Here is a 21,089-nt window from a genome sequence, read left to right as displayed (position 1 = left end):
GGTACCGTCGGGCAATGAGTAGCCTTACCTGTCCCAAGTGTCGCGGAGAAATGCGCCAGTACGAACGCAGTGGCGTCGTCATCGACCAGTGTGGGGAGTGCCGAGGCATCTTCCTGGACCGTGGCGAGCTGGAGAAGCTGTTCGAGGCGGAGGCCAACTGGAGCCGCCAACAGAGCGGCGGCGCGCCCGGGCAGCCCGCGCAGCAGCCGGCCGGTTACCCGCCCCCGCCGCCACCGCCGCACCAGCCCGGCTACGGCACCGTCCCCCCGCCGCCCCCGCCCGCCCACGGCTACCCGCCGCAGCCGGCCTACGGCCACCAGCAGCAGCACCACGGCTACCACGGCCACTACCGGCAGAAGAAGCGCAAGGGCTTCCTCGACGAGATGTTCGGCTGAGCCCAGGCCGACCTCCAGCCCGGGCCGATCCACGTGTCGGCCCGGGCACCTCACCCAGGCCGTTGATCGTTGGCGGGCGTGCTGCGGTCGTGCGAGGCTGAATCGCATGACCGCGACCCGACCGGACGAGGCGCTGGCCCAGGCGTACGACGGGATCACCGCGGTGGTCGGTCACCTGAACGACGCCGGCCTGCAACGCGCCACCCGCTGCCGGGGTTGGCTCGTCGCCGATTTGCTCCTGCACCTGTTGGGCGACGCCCAGCGGGCACTCGTCACCCTGGCCAGCCCCGCCGACGGCCCCGCCGACGTCGACGACGTGAGCTACTGGCGTGACTTTCCCGGCGGCGACGACAACCAGGCCGCCGCACACGCCTGGTGGGTCCGCCGATCCGCAGCCGCGTTCGACCGTCCGACCGGGATCGTCGACCGCTGGCGGGACACCGCCCCGGCAGCCGTCCGGGCCGCCGCGTCAGCCATCCCCGAGGGGTACGTGACCACGCAGGGACACGTGCTGCGCGTACCGGACTTCATCGCCACCCTGACCACCGAGGCCGCCATCCACCACCTGGACCTGACGCTGGAACTACCCGACGCGCCGCTGCCCGGCCCCCTGGCGGTACGCGTCGCGGCGGCGACCATGGACGGCCTGCTCAGCGACGACACCGTTCGACCCGCCGCCTGGGACGACCACGACTTCCTGCTGAAGGCCACCGGGCGCATCCCGCTGACCGACCGCGACCGGCTGGAGTTGGGTGAGTCGGCGGGCTGGTTCCCACTGCTCGGCTGACCGACGACAGGGGCGCGGCGACCGGTCAGCCGATGGCCATGTCTACGAAACGGGACAGGTGCAGCTGGGCCGCGACGGTCACCGTGTCGGTGGGCCCATTCCGATGCTTGGCAATTATGAAATCCGCCTCCCCGGCCCGAGGCGACTCCTTGTCGTAGTAGTCGTCACGGTGCAAGAGGATGACAACATCGGCATCTTGCTCGATTGATCCCGATTCACGCAGATCAGACAGTTGGGGCCGCTTGTCGGTGCGCTGCTCGGGGCCACGGTTCAGCTGACTGACCGCGATCACCGGGCACTCGACCTCCTTGGCCAACAGCTTCAGGCCACGGGACAGGTCGGCGACCTCCTGCTGGCGGCTCTCGGTGCGCTTCGGCGAGGTCATCAGCTGGAGATAGTCGACCACGATCATCTTGAGGTCGTGCCGCTGCTTGAGCCGGCGGGCCTTGGCCCGGATCTCCATCAGGTTCATGCTCGGCGTGTCGTCGACGAAGAGCGGCGCCTCGCTGATCTCACCCATGCACCGGGCCAGCTTGGTCCAGTCGTCGTCGGAGAGCTGACCGCTACGCAGCACGTGCAGCGGCACCCGCGCCTCGGCGGAGAGCAGTCGCATGACGATCTCGACCTTGCTCATTTCCAGGGAGAAGATGGCCGCAGCCTGGTTCGCCCGAATCGCGGCGTTTCTGGCAAAGTCCATGCTGGCCGTGCTGTTGTGGGTAGGAATCATTGCCCGGCTGGCCAGGTACAGGTGTTCGTCGTTGTCGACGGTCACGCATCGCACCGGAACGCTGGGGACCGGCCGGACATCGACGATGAACCGCGAGGTCGTTCGGACGTCAGAGGCAGTGCGACGGCGTTCGGCGTGTGCAACCCGCTTACGGCTGAGCCGGAAGATCACGTCCGGGGTGGAGAAGTTCAACGTGTACGCGATCGACGACTCGCGGGTGCGACCGGATACCGACTTCGCGTTGACCGTGCAGCGGTAGCCGAGGCTGACGACGAGTTCGCGTACGTCGTCAGCCAGCCGCTTCGAGGTCGACGTGTACTGCAGGTTACCGGAGGGGGCGACGGTGCCATCGGTGTCCATCAGCCCGGCGAGCAACGCCCTGCGTTGAGCCTCGGAGGCGCGCAGATAGATGCCCGGGATGTGTTTATCTCCCACTACCCCGACCTGGCGCAACAGCCCGAGGAAGGAACCGTTCCGGTGACGGCAGTCGGCACATTTCCTGGTCGCTGGGTTCTCACGCAACGCCCTGGTGGAAACGCCACAGTCCGCGCAGACACCGTTCCCCGGAGCAACGGACGTCGTGGGCAGCAGAATGGTGTAGACCATAGGCCCGCTGGGCCGCACGACAAAGCCGTCCGCCTCGACGTGCGTGACCATCTCCGGATCTGCCGTGGTGAAACGGCTTGCGTCGCTGTGCCCGTCACCGAGCCAAGTCCCCAAGGTATAGGGCGGGACCAGCAGATCACGGTCCGGAAGTTGGATGGGAGCGCAGTTCCGTACGGCATGGTTGAGCCGCCGCTGAGCGGTGGCGGTACGCAGCGTGGCCGCGATCTCGGCAGTGGTGACGACGCCGTCGTGGTCGGCCCGGCTGCCGGCGTTGACCTCCCGCTCGGCTCTTTGGAGAAGGGCGCTCAGAAGCGGGGCAGCCGGATAGCCGGGCGCAGTCCAGTTTCGCGGTTTGCCGTTGCGGACAATGGGACGGCTGATCCGGCCGACCGACCCGACCTCACGGGCGACGGTGTGCAGGACATGCCGGAACTCCGGCCCAACCTGCTCGATCGTGTCAAAGAGCGTAATCGGCTGATTTCGCAGGTAGCTCAGCCGCTCACGTGCAGCACGTACGTTGGCGAGCGACGACTCGGGCCAGTGTCGCCGTTGCCGCGCCGGGGCCTGACGCCGGCTCGCGCGGCTGGTGGTCTTCCACAGGTGCTCCGCGTCGGCCACGATCACCGTGCCGTCGGAGAATTCCACCTCGTAGCAGGGTCGGTCGGGCATGACGTCGAAGGCGTGTGTGATCGTGGTGGGGCTGCCGTCCGCCGCCAGAAGTTGATCGCCTGCCTTGACCTCGCCCATCGTGGTCCAGCCGTCAGGGGTTGGCAGTGGGGTGTCGAGCGCGAGCGCCTTGCCCAGACCCGGCCTGCCGGCAACGATCACCAACTGCCCGGCGTGCAGGCCGTTGAGCAGTCGGTCCAGGTCGCTGAAGCCGGTGGGCACACCGGTCATCACGCCGCCCTGCGCGCCCACCGCCTCGATCTCGTCGAGCGTCGGCTGGAGCATGTCGGCCAGGATCGCGAAGTCCTCGCTGACCCGTCGTTCGGTGACGTCGTAGACGGCCTGCTGGGCGAGGTCCACGACGTCGTCCACGTCGCGGCTGCCGCCGCTGGCGGTGCCGTAACCCAACTGCACGATCTTGGTGCCGGCCTCGACCAGTCGGCGCAGCACCGCCCGCTCGCTGACGATGCGGGCGTAGTACGCCGCGTTCGCGGCGGTCGGCACGCTGGCGATGAGGGTGTGCAGGTAGGGAGCGCCGCCGATGCGTACGAGATCACCGGAGTCGGCGAGCGCCGCCGCGACCGTGATCGAGTCGGCCGGCTCACCGCGGCCGTAGATGTCGAGGATGATGTCGAAGATGGTGGCGTGCACCGGCCGGTAGAAGTCGTTGGTCTTGAGGATCTCGACGACGTCGGCGATGGCGTCCTTGGAGAGCAGCATGCCGCCGAGGACGCACTGCTCGGCGGCGACGTCCTGGGGCGGGGTCTTGTCGAACTGGCCATCCCGCGGTGCGGGTGGCTGGCCTCCGCCGGAGCGTGGCTCTGCCCGCATGTCGTCGGTGACCGACACGGGTCCCCCCTCCACTGCGCCGGATCCAGTCCCAGCTCTACCGCTGGGGTACGACACTTCCGTCCGACCGGGCCGGTCGATCGGGGGCCATCGCCGGCGGTCGAGGGCCAACCATACGGACCCCGAGGTCAGAGACTCAACAACGCCGGTGGACGAGCCTCGGGACAACCTGTGGATCCCGGGGGACAGCATGTGCGCAGCGTGTGCACAGCCTGTGGAAAACCATTGGGGAATTCTCAGCTACAAGTCGTTGACCTGCGAAAACATGCTCCCCAGCCTGTGGAGGAGAATATTTCGGTCGGGCCTGTGACACGATCGTCCCGTACTATCTCCAGCGAACGGCTACACCTGGACAGCGGATTCCGCTTTCGGTTCAGAAGGGTCACACTCCGGCCGTGAGTTACCGGGACTGGGGACGCGGCGATGGCAGCCCGCGCGAGCGCCAGCCAACCGCCTCGTGGAGTGAGCGCGCGGCGTCCGTTCCGGTTGATCCGTACGACGAGGACGGGCGTTACCGCACCTCCAGCCGACGGCGTGCGTTGGACCGCGGCCAGGACGAGCCTGTCGACGCCTACCTGCCCCGGTGGGCGCTGGAGTCCGGGGTCCGGCATGCCGACGGTGGCGGTCGCCACGCGGCCCCGGACGACGACGATCACGAGGATGAGCCCGAGCGGCCGACGTCCGGCACGGGCCGGCGGTCCGCCGAGTCGTCGAGTGGTCGACGGCGCGGTGAGACACGTCGGTGGGAACCGGCGGCGATCGGCCCGGCACCAGACTCGGACCACACCCGGGAGTGGACGCTCGATCGGCCGCAGGACCAGGGCTACGCCGGCCGCCGACGGGCCGATTCCGGGGAGGACGAGCCGGTTTCTGGCGCCGTCGCGGAGCGGCGCCCCCGCCGCGCGCCAGTTGGCCGTCCGCAGGTGGTCTGGTCGGGCGGGGAGTTGGAGGCCGCGCCGAACAAGCAGGTGCCGGACCAGGAGCCGCCCCGCCGCAGCCGGCGTAGCCGCCGTGCGGCGGAGGAGGAGTCCTGGTCCCGCCCGCCCGCCGACCCGTGGGCCCGGGGGACGGACCGGGCGGCGGAGCCCGAACCGTCGTACCCGCCGGCGGTGGACCCGTGGGACGCCTCGGGTATGCACGCCTGGCCGCCTGCGCCGGGCGCGGACAGCGGTGATCTGAGCGGGCAGTGGTCGGCCGTGGAGAGCGTCAGCGGCTGGGAGCGATCGGACCGCACCGGCCAGTGGGAACGGTCCGCGATCGAGGACGAGCAGTGGGACCGTACGCTTGCGCCGCGCTCCGATCGCCCGGTGGCGGCCGAGGGGTGGCCAAGCCGGGAAGGCGAATTCTGGTCTGGCACTCGGCTGGCCGACGACGACCCACGGTGGATGGATCCGCCGACGTCGGCGCCGCGGTCTCCGGTGGTGGGATACACCGCCCCACGGCCGCGTAGCGCGCCGGTGCCGCGTGCCGGTGCGCCCCGTCGTCGGGCAGACCGGCCGTCGGTGGGAACGGCGTCGGTACGTCAGCGGGTCGAGTCGGCTGCCACGGGCGCCTGGGCTCGGCGTCTGGAGGACGATCTGCTGGACCCGGATCCGGGTGGGTCCGTCCGGCCTCTGCTGTACACGGCCGCCTGTTACCTGGTGCCGGCGATACTGATCTTCGTTTGGCTGTTGACGTTGGACAGCCAGGCGCCGGCCGGCTGTGTGACAGACATCAGCGGGGGCGGGTGCGACTCGGCCCGGTCCCGCGCGTTGGAGTCGCTCCTCGCTGGTTCGCCGCGCTTCGGGCTGGCGTTGGCGAGCAGCCTGGTGGTGGCGGCACTGCTACGGCGGGTGGGTACGACGTGGCGCTCGGCGACCATCGCGGTTGCCGCCGCGGTCGTGGGCGGCGGTCTCTCCACGGTGCTGATCAGCGCGGTCACGGGCCAGCCCATCGGGTGACCCGCCGACTGGTCCGGGCCCACAGTCGCAGACACCGACCCGACGCCCGCGCTGGTCGTTAGGGGCCGGCCCGGTGGCTGGGCAACTGTCTGGCAGGCGTACGCACGAGGGCCCGCACCGATCGCTCGGTGCGGGCCCTCGTGGTGGTGTTGCGGACGTCAGCCCTGAACGACGTTCAGGTTGAACGCTGCGGTCACCTCGGGGTGCAGCTTGATCTTCACCGGGTAGGTGCCGGTCGACTTGATGTGACCGGGCACCTCCAGCCGACGCCGGTCGAGGACCGGGCCGCTGGCCGCCTTGACGGCGTCCACGATCTCGGCCGGGGTGACCGAGCCGAAGAGCCGTCCGCCGTCGCCGGCGCGGACCTTCAGGTTGACCTTGAGACCCTCGAGCTGAGCCTTGACCTCGTTGGCGTGGTCGAGGTCGCGGATCTCGCGGGCCCCCCGGGCCCGCTTGATGACCGTGACCTGCTTTTCCGCGCCCTTGGTCCAGGCGATCGCGAAGCCCTGCGGCAGCAGGTAGTTACGGCCGTAGCCGTTCTTGACTTCGACGATGTCGCCTGGGGCACCGAGGCCGGACACTTCCTGAGTCAGGATGATCTTCATATCGGTGCCTCCTCTCAGCGGGTGGTGGCCGTGTACGGCAGGAGCGCCATCTCACGGGCGTTCTTGACCGCACGGGCGATCTGCCGCTGCTGCTGCGAGGTCACGCCGGTCACCCGACGAGCGCGGATCTTGCCGCGGTCGGAGATGAACTTGCGCAGCAGCGCGGTGTCCTTGTAATCGATGTAGGCGATCCCGTCCTTGTCGAGCGGGTTCACCTTCTTCTTCGGCTTGCGCAGTGCCGCAGCCTTGGCCGTTGCACGTGCTCCTGGTTTGCGATCGCGAGCGCTAGGCGCCATTAGAACGGTGGCTCCTCGTCAAAATTGGCGCCCGAACCGGCACGCGCGGGAGAGGGAGCGGCCGAAGCCCAGGGGTCGTCGAAGTTGCCTCCGCCGCCACCCTGGTTGCCACCACCACCGCCACCGAAGCCGCCGCCACCGCCGCCGGAGCGGGACATCTTCTGCACCTTCGCCGTGGCGTAGCGCAGCGACGGGCCGATCTCGTCGACCTCGAGCTCGATGACGGTGCGCTTCTCACCCTCGCGGGTCTCGTACGACCGCTGACGCAGCCGGCCCGACACGATCACCCGAGCGCCGCGCTGCAGCGACTCGGCGACGTGCTCGGCGGCCTGCCGCCAGACGGTGCAGGCGAGGAACAGCGGCTCGCCGTCCTTCCATTCGTTCGACGCCTTGTCCATGAAACGGGGCGTCGAAGCGACTCGGAACTTGGCGACCGCAGCCCCGGAGGGGGTGAACCGCAACTCGGGGTCATCGGTCAGATTGCCGATGACCGTGATGGTGGTGTCTCCTGCCATGACCATCTCCTCGCGCACTCAGCGTCTCGTCGTACAGGCTCTCAGAGCCCTGCGACAGAGTCGCGGAGGCTGATCCGGACGAACCGGGGGTTGGAAGGCTTAGCGCATTTCCGGTCGGATGACCTTGGTGCGCAGCACGGACTCGTTGAGCCGGAGCTGACGGTCCAGCTCGGCCACCGCAGCAGGCGTGGCCTGCAGGTCGATGACGGCGTAGATGCCCTCGGCCTTTTTGTTGATCTCGTACGCGAGGCGCCGGCGGCCCCACACGTCGGTCTTCTCAACCGAGCCACCCGCGGTCCGAATCACGTTCAGGTACGTGTCGAGCGACGGTGCGACGGTGCGCTCCTCGAGGCTGGAGTCGAGGATGACCATCAGTTCGTAGTGACGCAAGACGTGCTCACCTCCTGTGGGCTAAGCGGCCACGGTCCTTCCGTGGCAGGAGGTCTTGTGTCGCTGCCCGCACGCGCCGAGGGAACCCGGCCGGACGCGGACAACCTGACCAGGATACCCGGTCCGAACGATCATGCCCGGGGTGGTCGGGTCCGCGCCCGGACGTGCCGACGGGGGTCCACCGTCCGACCGTCGATCGGTCGTGGTGGACCCCCGTCTACGAGGCCGCGGGGCGTCCGGTCCGCATTCCTTGGGTGGGACCTGGGGAGGAACGACCACACCGATGAGGTTGGACCGAAGACGCCCCGCGGAGCTTTATCATGTTGTTATCCGACGATACAACAGCACTCGTGCCATGTCGGGGGAAAAAGCACAATTTTTCCGAGATTCGTCGTCACTCGGTGCCCGCTGTGCGACAGGTCGCCCCCGCTACGCCGGGCCGCGCGGCGGGGGTGACCTCGCTGTCGGCCGTCGACCACCGGTCGCCGCGTGCGACGCTCGCGCCGCTGGCCGCACCGGGCGCTGGTCGCCGGTTCACACCCATCAACGATCGTCGGTTCGTCCGGTGACGCGACACCGCCCCGGCCGTCACCATGCCGGTCGGGGTCGCGACGTAGGCTCGCTCGCATGCGTATCGGAGCCCACGTCGATTCGACCGACCCGCTGGCGGAGGCGGCCGCCCGGTCCGCCGACACCGTGCAGTTCTTCCTCTCCGACCCACAGGGTTGGAAGGCGCCAAAGCCTCGCGAAGACGCCGAGCGGCTTCGCGCCGCCGAGGTCGACCTCTACGTCCACGCCCCGTACGTCATCAACGTGGCCACTCTCAACAACCGCATCCGGATCCCCAGCCGGAAGCTGCTGCTCGGGCACGCCAACGCGGCCGCCGCCATCGGCGCCAAGGGCCTGATCGTCCACGGTGGGCACGTCAACGCCGGTGACGACCTGTCCGTCGGCTTCGACAACTGGCGTAAGACGTTCGCGTACGCGGCGGACTCCGGCGGTTTCGGCGTACCTGTTCTGATCGAGAACACCGCCGGCGGCGACAACGCGTGCGCCCGACGACTGGACGCGCTCGCCCGGCTCTGGGACGCCATCGGCGACCACGAGGTCGGCTTCTGCCTGGACACCTGCCACGCGTACGCCGGCGGCGAAGAACTGCTCGGCCTGGTCGACCGGGTCAAGGCGATCACCGGGCGGATCGATCTGGTGCACGCCAACAACTCCAAGGGCGCCTTCAACTCTGGCCAGGACCGACACGACAACCTGGGCGGCGGGACCATCGACCCGGAGTTGGTGGTGGCGGTGATCCGGGCGGCCGGCGCACCGGTCGTCGTCGAGACACCGGGTGGGGTGGCAGGTCAGGCCGCCGATATCGACTACCTGCGCGAGCAACTCGGAGCGGAGAGCGCGGCGGCATGACGAGCGGACAATCCGGGACCGGCAGCGCCCGGCCCACCCCCGCCGGCTCGGACGCCGCGAGCCGACCTGCCACGGGCGGCGCCGCCGGGACGGACCCGGCCCGGCGGACCACCCGAAAGGGCGCCACGACCAAGCCCGACACCACAGCCACGTCCGACGCCACCGCCAAGCAGGGCACCGCAGCCGAGCGGGACACCGCGGGTCTCCGCACCGGCACCAACGGCAGCGACCCGGCCAAGAAGAGCAACTCGGCCACGGACAGCGACCCGGCCAACAAGAGCGACTCAGCCACGGACAGCGAGGCCACCAAGAAGAGCGACGCCACCAAGAAGAGCGATTCGGCCAAGAAGAGCGGCGCGACGAAGGACAGCGACCCGGCCAAGGGCGACAAGGCAGGTGACGCCGCCGGTTCGGAGACAGCCGACGGCGAGGCGAAGCCGGTCGACCCGGAGCGTTGGGAGGCGTTCGCCTCCGCGCCGGAACCACGGCCCTCCATCGTCACCCGGTCGGGCCGGGCCGTCGGGCGGTTCCTGATCCACGAGTGGACCCTGGCCACGCTCGGCGCACTGGCACTGGCCGTGCTGATGACCTGGCCGACGCTTCGCTTTCCGCGCTACACCCTGCCGCAGGACTACTGGGACCCGAGCCTGCAGGCCTGGCAGATGGCCTGGTCCGGGCACGTCCTGCTGGCTGACCCGGCGCGCCTCTGGCAGTCGAACACGTTCTTCCCCGAGCTGTGGAGCTTCGCGTTCTCCGACACGCTGCTCGGGTACGCCCCGGCCGGGATGCTCGGCAGCGGCCCTGAGGACGCCGTGCTGCGCTACAACATCATGTTCGTGCTGGCGCACGCGCTCGCCACGCTCGGGGCGTACGCGCTGGCCCGGCAGCTCGGTGCCGGCCGGATCGGTGCGGCAGTCGCCGGCGTGAGCTACACCTACGCACCGTGGCTGCTGGCCCAGGCCGGTCACCTGCACGTGCTCTCCAACGGCGGGATTCCGCTGGCGCTGGCGATGTTGGCGCGCGGGCACGGGTGGTCGTTGCGGCACGGCTACCGGCCCGAGCTCCGGCACGACGGTTGGGTCTACGCGGGTTGGTTGGTGGCGGCCTGGCAACTCAGCCTCGGCTTCGGCATCGGCCTGCCATTCGCGTACTTCCTGGCCGGCGCGGTGGTTGTCACCGCCGTCCTCTTCCTCGTGCGGCGGCTGCGCACCGGGCAGGCTGTCCCGTTCGGTCGTCGGTTGTTCACCGCCGACGTGCTGGGCGGGGTGTTGTTCGCCGGTGTGGGTCTGTTGATGGCGTACCCGTTCTTCAAGGTGACCGAACTGCACCCGTACGCCGAGCGCACGATCGGCGACATCAGCCTCTTCTCACCCCCGGCATCGGGCTTCGTGACGGCGCCCGCGGAGTCGCGGATCTGGGGTGGGCTGCACGAGGGAGCCCGGGAGGCACTGCCCTGGCACCCGGAGATGACCCTGCTGCCGGGCTTCGTGCTCTACGCGCTCGCCGCGGGCGGGTTGTTGTTCTCGGTCTGGCGGCTGCGGCACCGACTGCTGCTGCTCGTCGGGGTGCTGGTGACGATGGCCTTCGCGATGGGCACCCGGTTCTTCGACGGCACCTTCACCTACGTGCCGCTCTTCGAGCACCTGCCCGGCTGGAGCGGGCTGCGTACCCCCGGGCGGTTGATGCTCTGGACCACGTTGCTGCTCTGCCTGCTCGCGGCGGGCGCGGTCACCGCGCTCACCGACCGGGTCCGCGAGTTGACCGCGCAGCGGATTCCGTCGTGGCCGGGGCCGTGGCTGCGGATGGCGACTCTGCTGCCCCTGCTGCTGGTCACCGTCGAGGGTCTGAACACCACCCCGCATCCGGTGGTGCCGACCCAGCCGGCCGCGATGCGTTCGGCGGAGGGGCCGCTGCTGGTGCTGCCCAGCAATCAGAGCCTGGACCAGCACGTGATGCTGTGGTCGACGAGCGGGTTTCCCGATGTGGTCAACGGCGGCAGTGGCTTCACGCCGCGTCAGCTCGACGACGTCCGCCGGGTGAGTCAGTCGTTCCCGGACCAGACGAGCGTCGACTACCTGCGCACACTCGGAGTCCGCACGGTGGTGCTGTTGCGCGGCCAGGTGGTCGGCACGCCGTGGGAGATCACCATCGACGCGCCGGTCGAGTCGCTCGGCATCAGCCGGCAGGAGGTCGGGGACGCCGTGGTGTACCGGCTCTGAGCGTGGCTGGTCTAGGGCGGATTGTCGGGGGCACCCACCCGGCTCCGGGCGGTCAGCCTTGATCCCTGCGCCGGGCGGGCTCCCCCCGACAATCCTGACGTGGTTCGGCCGCGTCGGCCTCAGGGTCAGGTGGTGGGTACGGGTTCCGGAGAGGGTTCGATCTTGCGAGGGCGACGCCATCGATCAAGCCAGGGGGCGTCGGGTGCGCCGTCGAGAACGCCGCCGTCCGGGTCGTCGGGGTAGGTGGCCCGGACCGCGTCCTGCTCGGGGTGCAGGATCTCCTTGACGACGAACACGCAGAGGATGACCACAGTGGTCAGCCGCAACGTCGAGGCCAGCACGAACACCCCCTCCGGGAAGACGGGCTTGCTGGTCGCCGCGCCGAGCAGTTCGCCGTAGAAGGCGACGAAGTAGCAGACCTCGGCGATCTGCCAGGCCAGGAACGCGCCCCACTTCGGCCGGGCCAGCACCACGAGCGGGAGCAGCCAGAGGACGAACTGCTGCGACCAGACCTTGCTGAAGATGAGGAACGCCGCAACCACCAGGAAGCCGAGCTGCGCCAGCCGCGGTCGGCGCGGCGCCCGCAGCGCCAGCACGGCCACGCCGAGGCAGGCGAGGGCGAACAACGCGTACGAGACGGTGTTGAGGGTCGGGATGTTGGCGTTGAGCCACTCGAACGGGCCGAGGTTGGCGGGGTCGTTGCCGACCTTGCCGTCCAGGTAGCGCCCGATGTACCAGAGCGTGCCCCAGTCGATGGGCCGCGTGGTGTTCAGCTCGAAGAATCGGTCCCAGTTCTCCGGGTACGCCCGCGCCGCCGGCAGGTTCACCAGGACCACGGCCGCGATCGCCGTACCGGTGGCCATGAGCGCGGCCCGAACCCGGTCGGCCCGCAGCGCCAGGATGAGGATGGGCCCGAGCAGGAACAACGGCCACAGCTTCGCCGCGCCGGCCAGACCGAGCAGCACGCCGGCCAGTGCTGGTCGTTTTCGGGCCCAGGCCAGCAGGCCGAAGGCGGCCAGCCCGATGGCGAGCAGGTCCCAGTTGACGGTGGCGGTGAGCACGAGCGCCGGGGCGAGTGCGAACATCGCCGCGTCCCAGGGTCGTCGGCGGCGCAGCGCCAGGATCACCCCCACCGTCGCCACCGCGAGCGCGCCAAGCACCAACGCGTTGAGGTTGTAGAACCACTGACCCTGGTTGATGCTCGGGTCACCGTCACCGATGGCGTGCACCGGCAGGCCCAGCGCCCCCATGAAGTAGCCGGTCAGCACTGGGTACTCGACCGGGTGGTCCCGGTAGGGCACCTTGCCCTCGTTGAGCCCTTCGGCGTAGTAGAGGGCGAGGACGTCGGTGTAGCAGAACCGGGTGTACTGGACGTTGTTCTGCCAGGCGCCGTTCTGGCAGGGCGATTTCTGCACCCAGTGCAGCGCGAGCGTGAGGCACACGAGCGCCAACACGATCCGCGCGGCGGTCCAGAAGTGACGCTCCCGACCGGCCGGTCGGTCCAGCGCGGTGGCGTGGTCACCGAGTGGACCGCCGATGACACCGGAGATGCCGCGGACGAACCCGTCGGAGCGGGACGGGTGATCAGTGGTTCCGGCGTCGTCGATGCCGGGCGTCGACTGGGTGCTCATGAAGAGGCATCCTGCCGTACGACAGGGGTGCCCGTCCTGTCCCGGCGCGGAGTTCCGGGCACGAAAACGCCGCCGCCGGCCGGGACCTGTCGTCCGGCCGGCGGCGGCGTCGTGCGCTGGTGCTGGTCAGTCGCGGTTGGGTGGCAGGCCGGGCAGCAGACCGCCACCGCCCCCACCACCGCCAGGATTGCCACCGGGGTTGCCACCACCGCCAGGGTTGCCACCACCGCCAGGGTTGCCACCACCGCCAGGGTTTCCACCGCCACCGGGGTTGCCACCGCCGCCGGGGTTGCAGAACAGGTCGATCAGCGGGTTGCAGGGCACGTTGGGTTGGTTCGGCTGCGTGGGCGGCGGGGGCGGCGGCGGAGGCGCTTCACCGTTTCCGGAATCCGGATCGCCCACATTCTGCGCCGGCGGGAAGTCGACCTTCGGTTTGCCGTCCAGCGCCTTGTCCATGAACCGCTCCCAGATGTCACCGGGAAGGTTTCCACCACTGACCTTGCGGCCGTCCTTGAGGATGAGGGGCTTCCGGTCCTTCACATTGCCCACCCACACCGCGGTGGCCAACTGCGGGGTGTAACCGATCATCCAGGCGTCGCCGTTGTCCTCGCTGCCTTCCTTGAGCTCCCAGGTGCCGGTCTTGGAGGCCGCCTTGCGACCGTCGTCGAGCCGGTGGTTGACAGCGGCCGGGTAGTCCTTCAGCACCGACGTCACGTCGTCGACGACGCCCTTGTCGATCCGCCGCTTCGAGTCGAGCTTCTCGCTGTAGATCTTGTCCCACTTACCGCTGTTCGGGTTCTGCTTCTCCACCGAGTAGAGGAAGTGGGCCTTGTTGTAGACGCCCCCGTTGGCGAAGGTCGCGACACCGTTGGCGTGGTCCAGCACCGTGATCGGGTATTGGCCGTAGCCGACCACGTTGAAGAACGGCTCGGGCGTGATGTCCTTCGGGTCGCTCTTGGTCAGGTCGTAGGCCTTCGCCGGGTTGGTGTCCGTACGCCACATGGTGGTGACGCCGGCCTGCTTGGCCATGTCGACGACCTTGTCCGCGCCGATCTCCTCGGTGACGTAGTAGAACGGCACGTTCAGGGACTTGAGGGTGGAGACCCGGAGGGTGCAGGAGTTGCCGCAGGACGGATTGTCGGTGCCGGCGTTGCTGACCTTGAAGGTGCCGGTCGGCTTGAAGGCCTTGCCCTTCCACCGGGACTCGAGCGCCTTCTTCTCCTTCAGCGCGGCCGCCAGGGTGTAGATCTTGAAACTTGAACCCGGCGAGTGACCACCGCTGATCGCCCCGGAGGAGTCGGTGTTCTTGCCGGCGTAGTCGGTGCCGGTGCCGTTGTCACCGCCGTAGTAGGCGACGACCCGACCGTTCGTGGGGTCGATCGCCACCATCGCGGCCATGATGTTGCTCTTCTCACCGTCCAGCTCGGAGCCCTTGGACTTGCGCTGGACCGTCTCGACCGCCGCCTTCTGCATCTTGGTGTCGACGGTGGTGCGGATCCGGTAACCGCCGGCCATCAGCGCCTGGGAGCACGACGGCTTGGCGTCCGTCACCTCCGCGTCCTTCTCGACACAGATGCCCTTCTCCCGCATCTCCTGCCGGACGTAGTTGATGACGTTGCCGTACGGCGTGTCGACGCCGAAGTCGACGCCGATGCCGCCCTTCTTCGGGGCCTTGATGGTCTTCGGGTAGGCGGCCGGCCGTGGCTCCTTGCCGGGCACACCGAGCCAGCCCTCCTTGACCATGCCGTCGATCACGTAAGTCCAGCGATCCTGGGCCGCGGTCGGGTTGATCGCCGGGTCGTACCCCTGGTGGGTGGAGCTGGGTTCCGGCTGCTTGATCAGGGCCGCGAGCACCGCGCCTTCACCCGGGTCGAGCTTGCCGACCGGCTTGCCGAAGTACGTCTGCGCAGCGGCCTCGATGCCGTAGGCACCTCGGCCGAAGTAGATCACGTTGAGGTAGTGCTGCATGATCTGCGGCTTCGTGTACTCGTCGTTGAGCTTGGAGGCGAAGATCGCCTCCTTCACCTTCCGGGCGTACGTGTCGTCCTTCAGGTTGTCGTAGGCGTTACGCGCGTACTGCTGGGTGATGGTGGAGGCACCCTGCTTGTCGCCGCCGGAGAGGTTGTTCCAGCCGGCACGGGCGATGCCCTTGTAGTCCACACCGGAGTGCCGGTAGAAGTTCCGGTCCTCGGCCGCCGCCACCGCGTCCTGCACGTACTTCGGGATCTGGTCGATGGTGACCAGGGTGCGGTTCTGGTCACCGACCTTGGCGATGATCGTCTTGTTGTCGAAGGCGTACAGCGTGGTCGCCTGCGGCGGGGTGATCTCGTCGGGGAGCACCACGCTCGTCGAGTAGTACGTGAACCCGACCACGCCGATGCCGGCGAGCATGATGAAGACGGCGAACCCGGCGATGAGCAGGTTCATCCGCTTGCGCTTCTTCGCCCGCGCCGCGGCACCCGAGTCACCCGGACCACGGCCGCCCCGACCGGGGCCACCGGGCCCGCCCGGACCGCCCGGCCCACCGGGACCGCCCGGCCCGCCGGAGACCGGTGAGACGCTCGCCCGTGCCACCGCCGCGCGGCCACCGACCGAGGCGGAGCCGACGCTTGCCCGGCCGGCGGATGCGGTGCCGACCGAGGCGCTGCCGACCGAGGCCGCACCGACCACGGCCCGACCTGCCGGTGCGCCCGGGGCCGGGGAGACGGGCACCGAGGCCCGCCCGGCGCCGGCACGGCCGGCGGCCACGCCAGGTGCCGGCGACACCGGCACCGAGGCCCGGCCGGGCCGAGCGGGCGATGCCGAACCCACCGAGGCGGACCCGGCTGCCGCGCCGCCACGCGGCGGCACCGAGGCCGAACCGCCAACCGCCGCGCCACCGCGTGGCGGCACCGAGGCCGAACCGCCGACCGTGGCGCGACCACCGGCCGCTCGCGGTGTCACCGAGGCGCGGCCCGGGGTCCCCGCGCCGCCCTCCGAGGCTGACCAGCCGCTCCCGCCGGAGTCACCGCCGGGCCGGCGGTACGCGTCGTCCGCGCCCGCGCCGGGGTCACCGTCTGGACCCGGGTACTGGGCCCGTCCGCGCGCAGAACTGGGATCGCCGTACGAGTTCATTCCTCACACCCTGCCGGTCGCGGTGGGGCGCGACTGCGCCGCCACCGGGTTGCCGTGAGTTGCTTCACCCGGAACGCCGGCACGGGGGTGCCAGCCAAGCGGGGTCATTGCCGTATCAATCGGGCCAATCGGACCACCAGGAGGTCGACCTTCCCGGGTTTCGCCTGCGGCCCCGGGGCCGGTACAACCAGCTGAGATCACCGTTGCGCCTCTCGCCTCCGCCGGCCGGCGCCCTCGGCGCCCGCCGCGTCCTGCTCGCTGGTGCCGTCGCTGTCGCCGACGAGACCGTCCCGGCCGAGCAGGTACTGCTCGACGAGATGGTTCCAGTCACAGCCGAGGCACACCTCCACCACGAAGACCTGGAACTCACGCAGCGTCATCGCCAACACGGGCAACTCGGCAAGTGTCCGGGCCTGACCGGCGGACTGCTTGAGCTCGTCCCCGTAAATGTAGTGGACCAGGGTCAGGTTTTCGCTCCGGCAGATCGGGCAGCGCCGGTCGGTCGGCTCACCGTGGAACCGAGCGGCGTTCTTCAGGTACGGCGACGCGTCGCAGACGTCGTACGTGCCGACTCGGCCGGCCAGGAGCTCACGCAGCACTGCTCGCTTCTGAAGCGAGTAGTCGACGACCTGGCGCTGCGTACGCATGCGGAGAAGGGTACGCGGTCCGGCCCAAGCAGGCGACCGCGCTCACAATCCGTGACAACGACATCTCGGAACGGGGGTTTGCCCTGGCCCGCGCGAGCCGCTAACGTGCGATGTATCGGTCCGATACATCGCGGCGGTTACCGCTCCACGCCGGAGGGTAAAGAGAGGGTGGCCAGTGCTCGAGTTCGCCATCCTCGGCCTCCTGCAGGAGTCTCCGATGCACGGCTACGAGCTGCGCAAGGAGCTGACCGCCAAACTCGGCGCGATCCGGGCGGCGATCAGCTACGGCTCGCTCTACCCCACGCTACGCAGGCTGCAGGCGGCGGGGTGGATCACCGAAGCTGCTGAGACGCCCGCCACTGCCGAGGAGGTTCCCGCGCTGACCAGCCGACGAGGTCGGGTGGTCTACAAAATCACCGCGGAAGGCAAGGAACGCTTCGCCCAGCTGATCGCACAGGCGGGGCCCGAGACGTACGACGACACGGGCTTCGGGGTGCACTTCGCGTTCTTCGCCCGGACCGACCAGGCGACCCGACTGCGCATTCTGGAGGGTCGCCGCCGCAAGATCGAGGAGCGTCGCGAAGGGCTTCGTGACGTGCTGGGCCGGGCGGCCGAGCGCCTCGACGCTTACACGCTGGAACTGCAGCGCCACGGCCTTGATGCCTGTGAGCGCGAGGTCCGCTGGCTGGAGGAGCTCATCGCCAACGAGCGCTCCGGCCGAGCCCCGACGGTCCCGAACAACATCGGGACAGCCGGCGGCCGACGAGAAGACAACAGCCCGCCTCCGCCTGGAGAGACCAGGAATGAGCGGCCGTGACAGAAAAGAAGGAGGCAGACGCTATGGGCTCCGTCCGCGTCGCCATCGTCGGTGTGGGTAACTGCGCCTCGTCCCTGGTTCAGGGCGTCGAGTACTACCGGAACGCCAACCCGAACGACCGCGTCCCGGGTCTCATGCACGTCGCCTTCGGCGACTACCACGTCAACGCCGTGGAGTTCGTCGCGGCATTCGACGTGGACGCCAAGAAGGTGGGCATGGACCTCGCGGAGGCGATCGTCGCCAGCGAGAACAACACCATCAAGCTCTGCGACGTCCCGCCGACCGGCGTGAGCGTGCAGCGCGGTCCGACCTTCGACGGTCTGGGCCAGTACTACCGCGAGATCGTCGAGGAGTCGGACGCCACCCCGGTCGACGTGGCGCAGGCGCTGCGTGACGCCCAGGTCGACGTCGTCGTCTGCTACCTGCCGGTCGGCTCCGAGCAGGCCGCCAAGTTCTACGCCCAGGCCGCGATCGACGCCGGCTGCGCGTTCGTCAACGCCCTGCCGGTCTTCATCGCCTCCGACCCCGAGTGGGCCAAGAAGTTCGAGGACGCGGGCCTGCCGATCGTCGGTGACGACATCAAGAGCCAGGTCGGTGCCACCATCGTGCACCGCGCCCTCGCGAAGCTCTTCGAGGACCGCGGCGTCGAGCTGCTGCGCACGTACCAGCTCAACTTCGGCGGCAACATGGACTTCATGAACATGCTGGAGCGCAAGCGGCTGGTCTCGAAGAAGATCTCGAAGACCCAGTCGGTCACCTCGCAGATCCCGCACGAGATGAGCAAGAGCGACGTGCACATCGGCCCGTCGGACCACGTGCCGTGGCTGGACGACCGCAAGTGGGCGTACATCCGCCTGGAGGGTCGCTCGTTCGGTGACACCCCCCTGAACGCCGAGCTCAAGCTCGAGGTGTGGGATTCGCCGAACTCGGCCGGCGTCATCATCGACGCGGTCCGCGCCGCAAAGATCGCGCTGGACCGGAAGATCGGCGGCCCGATCCTGTCGGCCTCGTCGTACTTCATGAAGTCCCCGCCGGTGCAGTACGCCGACCACGACGCCCACCAGGCCGTCGAGGAGTTCATCGCCGGCGAGGTCGCGCGCTGACCCGCTGAAACAGCAAGCACCGGTGAGGGCCGGGTCCGAAAACGGACCCGGCCCTCACCGCGTACGCAAACCTCGCCGTTGGTCCGGCGACCGCCCTACTTCCAGCTCGGCGTGCTCTGCTTGGCCCGGGCAGCCCGCTTCGCGGCGCGGTCGACGGTCGCCTCCGCGCCACCGGACTTCGCCGAGGCGGAGTAGGGCAGGATCGCCGGGTTGACCGACCCCACGCCCACCACGAACGCAACGATGTCGATGATGATGTGGGTGGCGCGCATGGTGTAGACCGAGATGTAGTCGAAGTCGTAGCCGATGCCCGTCATGAACGAGTTGGACAGCGTCTGGTTGGTCAGGTAGTTGATCGACGAGAAGTTCGCCGGGCGCGTGACGCCGTGCGGGTAGACCTGCACAAAACCGGCCGCGGCCGTGGTGGTGACGGTGAGGTTGCCGAAGAGCGCGTCACCGATGAACACGTAGTCGGACAGGTCGAGGTGGATCGTCTGGCGTTCGCGGAGGCGACCCGAGCTGTCCAGCGTGGTCGACGACGCGTTGACGATCCGGGTACGCCCAGCCGCGGTACGGGTGTCGACCAGCCGTTGCGGCGTGATCGGCACGATGCTGTTCGAGTTGCCCGTGGTCTGTACGTAGTCGACGTAGCCCGGAGTGGAGATGACCTGAAAGTTGCCGAACTGGTCCACGCCGACCGAGCCGACCGGGGAATTGTCGTTCAGGAAATCGCCGCTGGGCTTGAGCTGCAGCGCCGGGCCGGAGAGCCGCCAATCACCCTCCTCAGTGATCCGCGTGTTGCCAAGCGCCAAGGTCGGGCCGGCACTGTTGATGGACAGCGACGTGGTGGAGGAACCAGCCACGTTGTCGCCGCCCTGGACCACCGGGTCACCGGGCGCGGCCTGGGCCGGCGCGGCGACGGTGGCGCCGACCACGGCGGTGCCGGCCACACCGGCGGCTACGGTGCCCGCACGGCGCAGCAGCCGGCGACGGTTGACGGTCCTGTCTTCGTTTTCGCTCATCGGTCCCCCGCAAGTCGGAAAAATGACGCCTGATCATGTCGGTTGGGGCGGAGTGTCCACATCGCCCGATCGGCCAATCCCGTGACCGACTTCGATCTGATGCGCCCGGTCGGGCCGGTCCGGACCCTGCCCTGTGCGGGGCGAAGGGGGACCCGGCCCGTCGACGTCAGCCAGCCCCATTTCCGGGTACGACAGCCGTCCCGTGATCCTCGCCACCGCCCACGGGACCACGGGCGTTAGTGCCAGGCGCGTAGCAGGGCGACCCCGGCCTCCAGCTCCAGCAGCTTGACCTTGCGGGGCAGACCCCCGCCGAAGCCGACGAGCTTGCCGCCCACGCCGACGATCCGGTGACACGGCACGATCACCGGCACCGGGTTGCGGTTGCAGGCCACGCCCACCGCCCGGGCCGCCCCCGGATCGCCGACCAGGCGCGCCACCTCGCCGTAGGTCAGCGTCTCCCCGTACGGAATCCGCGTCATCTCCGCCCACACGGCCCGCTCGAAATCGGAGCCGCGCGGCATCGACACCGGGATGGTGAACGCGGTCAGCTCACCGGCGAAGTACGCCCGCAGCTCGGTCACCGCCCGCTGGGACAGCGCGTCGCCGGGCTCGTCGACCGCCGTGTCGACCCGGCCGAAGGCGGCGCCGCAGACGTTCGTGCCGTCCGAAGCGACGGAGAACTCGCCGATCGGTGAGTCGAGCACGGTCCAGCGCATCAACCCATTCTCCCCGATGCCGCTGCCGGCGCGGCTGTCAGCGTCGGGCCGGGCGCCCACTCGGCCGTTCGTCGTTGCGTGGCGTCGATACCGTCAAGGTCGTGGCAACGGGGACGCTCATCTTTCTGATCATCGGTGGGGCGGGCATCGGCGTGCTCGCGCTCGCCCTGCTCGGCAGCGAGCTGCTCCAGTTCGGCCACGCCGACGTGGACGGCCCGATCTCGGTCGAGACAGTCGCCGGCTTCGCGGGAGCTTTCGGCTTCGGTGCGGCCATCGTCAACGAACTGCTCGGTGCGCGTACACCGGGAATGGTCGTCGGCGCGGCGGTCGGCGGCGTGCTCGCGGCCGTGCCCACCGCCTGGTTGGCGTCCCGACTCAGCCGGGCGGCACGGAACATGCGCACCGACCCCACCCCCACCCGCGACGACCTGGTCGGCGCGCTCGGCCTTGTCGTCACCCCGGTGCCGGCCGACGGGTACGGCGAGGTTCGGATCCGCCTCGCCGGACAACCGGTCAAGCTCAGCGCCCGTGCGGACCAGCCGATCCCGCTCGGCGCCCAGGTGTTCGTCGTGCAGGCGCTCAGCGAAACCAGCGTGCACGTCGAGACCTACTGACCTCACCCCTC

At 69.4% G+C, this 21,089-nt stretch carries 19 protein-coding genes; 9 read left to right on the top strand and 10 right to left on the bottom strand.

Features of this window, described 5'->3' with window-relative positions:
* Positions 1–14 precede the first annotated feature (14 nt).
* On the top strand, positions 15–395 hold the full coding sequence (locus AB0C15_RS04140; protein WP_357348456.1) for a zf-TFIIB domain-containing protein: 381 nt from the start codon (positions 15–17) through the stop codon (positions 393–395).
* A 106-nt stretch (positions 396–501) separates the two neighbouring features.
* Entirely contained in the window at positions 502–1,182 is a 681-nt protein-coding gene (locus AB0C15_RS04135; protein ID WP_357348453.1) for a maleylpyruvate isomerase N-terminal domain-containing protein, read from the top strand.
* 25 nt (positions 1,183–1,207) lie between these two features.
* Here the strand turns inward: AB0C15_RS04135 and dnaB are convergent, their stop codons facing one another.
* Complete coding sequence (dnaB, locus tag AB0C15_RS04130) at positions 1,208–4,045, bottom strand: replicative DNA helicase (protein ID WP_357348451.1); 2,838 nt, start codon at positions 4,043–4,045, stop codon at positions 1,208–1,210.
* A 380-nt stretch (positions 4,046–4,425) separates the two neighbouring features.
* Between dnaB and AB0C15_RS04125 the strand changes: the two genes are divergently transcribed.
* Positions 4,426–5,970, top strand: a complete 1,545-nt coding sequence (locus AB0C15_RS04125; protein WP_357348449.1) for a hypothetical protein — start codon at positions 4,426–4,428, stop codon at positions 5,968–5,970.
* 158 nt (positions 5,971–6,128) lie between these two features.
* Here the strand turns inward: AB0C15_RS04125 and rplI are convergent, their stop codons facing one another.
* The 4 genes from rplI to rpsF all read right to left on the bottom strand — a co-directional run bounded on the left by rplI (position 6,129) and on the right by rpsF (position 7,776).
* Positions 6,129–6,575: a 50S ribosomal protein L9 gene (gene rplI / locus AB0C15_RS04120; protein WP_112583905.1), complete on the bottom strand. Its 447-nt coding sequence runs from the start codon at positions 6,573–6,575 to the stop codon at positions 6,129–6,131.
* Positions 6,576–6,589: 14 nt separating this feature from the next.
* Positions 6,590–6,871: a 30S ribosomal protein S18 gene (gene rpsR, locus AB0C15_RS04115; protein WP_051723758.1), complete on the bottom strand. Its 282-nt coding sequence runs from the start codon at positions 6,869–6,871 to the stop codon at positions 6,590–6,592.
* Positions 6,871–7,404, bottom strand: coding sequence for a single-stranded DNA-binding protein (locus AB0C15_RS04110; RefSeq protein ID WP_030331808.1), 534 nt, complete (start codon positions 7,402–7,404; stop codon positions 6,871–6,873). The genes rpsR and AB0C15_RS04110 overlap by 1 nt, the downstream gene beginning before the upstream one ends.
* 81 nt (positions 7,405–7,485) lie before the next feature.
* The gene (gene rpsF, locus AB0C15_RS04105) at positions 7,486–7,776 is read right to left on the bottom strand and encodes a 30S ribosomal protein S6 (RefSeq protein WP_036391391.1); all 291 of its coding nucleotides are present in this window, start codon (positions 7,774–7,776) and stop codon (positions 7,486–7,488) included.
* A 627-nt stretch (positions 7,777–8,403) separates the two neighbouring features.
* On the opposite strand from rpsF, the gene AB0C15_RS04100 reads away from it, so the two are divergent.
* Together AB0C15_RS04100 and AB0C15_RS04095 are read left to right on the top strand one after the other, a co-directional pair.
* Positions 8,404–9,195 carry a deoxyribonuclease IV gene (locus AB0C15_RS04100; RefSeq protein ID WP_357348447.1) on the top strand — a complete coding sequence of 264 codons (792 nt, stop codon included), beginning with the start codon at positions 8,404–8,406 and terminating at the stop codon, positions 9,193–9,195.
* Positions 9,192–11,414: a hypothetical protein gene (locus AB0C15_RS04095; protein WP_357348445.1), complete on the top strand. Its 2,223-nt coding sequence runs from the start codon at positions 9,192–9,194 to the stop codon at positions 11,412–11,414. The genes AB0C15_RS04100 and AB0C15_RS04095 overlap by 4 nt, the downstream gene beginning before the upstream one ends.
* Positions 11,415–11,539: 125 nt before the next feature.
* On the opposite strand, the gene AB0C15_RS04090 is transcribed toward AB0C15_RS04095, so the two are convergent.
* Together AB0C15_RS04090 and AB0C15_RS04085 are read right to left on the bottom strand one after the other, a co-directional pair.
* Complete coding sequence (locus tag AB0C15_RS04090) at positions 11,540–13,045, bottom strand: glycosyltransferase 87 family protein (RefSeq protein WP_357348443.1); 1,506 nt, start codon at positions 13,043–13,045, stop codon at positions 11,540–11,542.
* A 126-nt stretch (positions 13,046–13,171) separates the two neighbouring features.
* Positions 13,172–15,472: a transglycosylase domain-containing protein gene (locus tag AB0C15_RS04085; protein ID WP_357348440.1), complete on the bottom strand. Its 2,301-nt coding sequence runs from the start codon at positions 15,470–15,472 to the stop codon at positions 13,172–13,174.
* On the opposite strand from AB0C15_RS04085, the gene AB0C15_RS04080 reads away from it, so the two are divergent.
* Complete coding sequence (locus AB0C15_RS04080; protein WP_357348438.1) at positions 15,459–16,217, top strand: hypothetical protein; 759 nt, start codon at positions 15,459–15,461, stop codon at positions 16,215–16,217. The two genes, AB0C15_RS04085 and AB0C15_RS04080, sit on opposite strands and share 14 nt — an antisense overlap.
* Before the next feature lie 139 nt (positions 16,218–16,356).
* Here the strand turns inward: AB0C15_RS04080 and AB0C15_RS04075 are convergent, their stop codons facing one another.
* Positions 16,357–16,806, bottom strand: coding sequence for a DUF5318 domain-containing protein (locus AB0C15_RS04075; RefSeq protein ID WP_357348436.1), 450 nt, complete (start codon positions 16,804–16,806; stop codon positions 16,357–16,359).
* A 175-nt stretch (positions 16,807–16,981) separates the two neighbouring features.
* Between AB0C15_RS04075 and AB0C15_RS04070 the strand changes: the two genes are divergently transcribed.
* Together AB0C15_RS04070 and AB0C15_RS04065 are read left to right on the top strand one after the other, a co-directional pair.
* On the top strand, positions 16,982–17,623 hold the full coding sequence (locus tag AB0C15_RS04070) for a PadR family transcriptional regulator (protein WP_238669614.1): 642 nt from the start codon (positions 16,982–16,984) through the stop codon (positions 17,621–17,623).
* Positions 17,624–17,646: 23 nt separating this feature from the next.
* A complete protein-coding gene (locus tag AB0C15_RS04065; RefSeq protein WP_269681798.1) occupies positions 17,647–18,726 on the top strand; it encodes an inositol-3-phosphate synthase in 1,080 nt (359 codons plus the stop codon).
* 95 nt (positions 18,727–18,821) lie between these two features.
* Here the strand turns inward: AB0C15_RS04065 and AB0C15_RS04060 are convergent, their stop codons facing one another.
* Both AB0C15_RS04060 and AB0C15_RS04055 read right to left on the bottom strand, forming a co-directional pair.
* Positions 18,822–19,748, bottom strand: a complete 927-nt coding sequence (locus AB0C15_RS04060) for a hypothetical protein (protein WP_357348433.1) — start codon at positions 19,746–19,748, stop codon at positions 18,822–18,824.
* A 236-nt stretch (positions 19,749–19,984) separates the two neighbouring features.
* Positions 19,985–20,464 (bottom strand): methylated-DNA--[protein]-cysteine S-methyltransferase, encoded by a 480-nt coding sequence (locus AB0C15_RS04055; RefSeq protein WP_357348431.1) that lies wholly within the window; start codon positions 20,462–20,464, stop codon positions 19,985–19,987.
* Positions 20,465–20,565: 101 nt separating this feature from the next.
* Here AB0C15_RS04055 and AB0C15_RS04050 point away from each other — a divergent pair, with 101 nt between their 5' ends.
* Positions 20,566–21,078, top strand: coding sequence for a hypothetical protein (locus tag AB0C15_RS04050; RefSeq protein ID WP_357348429.1), 513 nt, complete (start codon positions 20,566–20,568; stop codon positions 21,076–21,078).
* The last annotated feature ends 11 nt before the right edge of the window (positions 21,079–21,089 follow it).

Origin of the sequence: Micromonospora sp. NPDC048835 (genome assembly GCF_040649995.1) — a bacterium.
Taxonomy (GTDB): domain Bacteria; phylum Actinomycetota; class Actinomycetes; order Mycobacteriales; family Micromonosporaceae; genus Micromonospora.
This window is presented reverse-complemented; position numbering and strand designations above follow the sequence as displayed.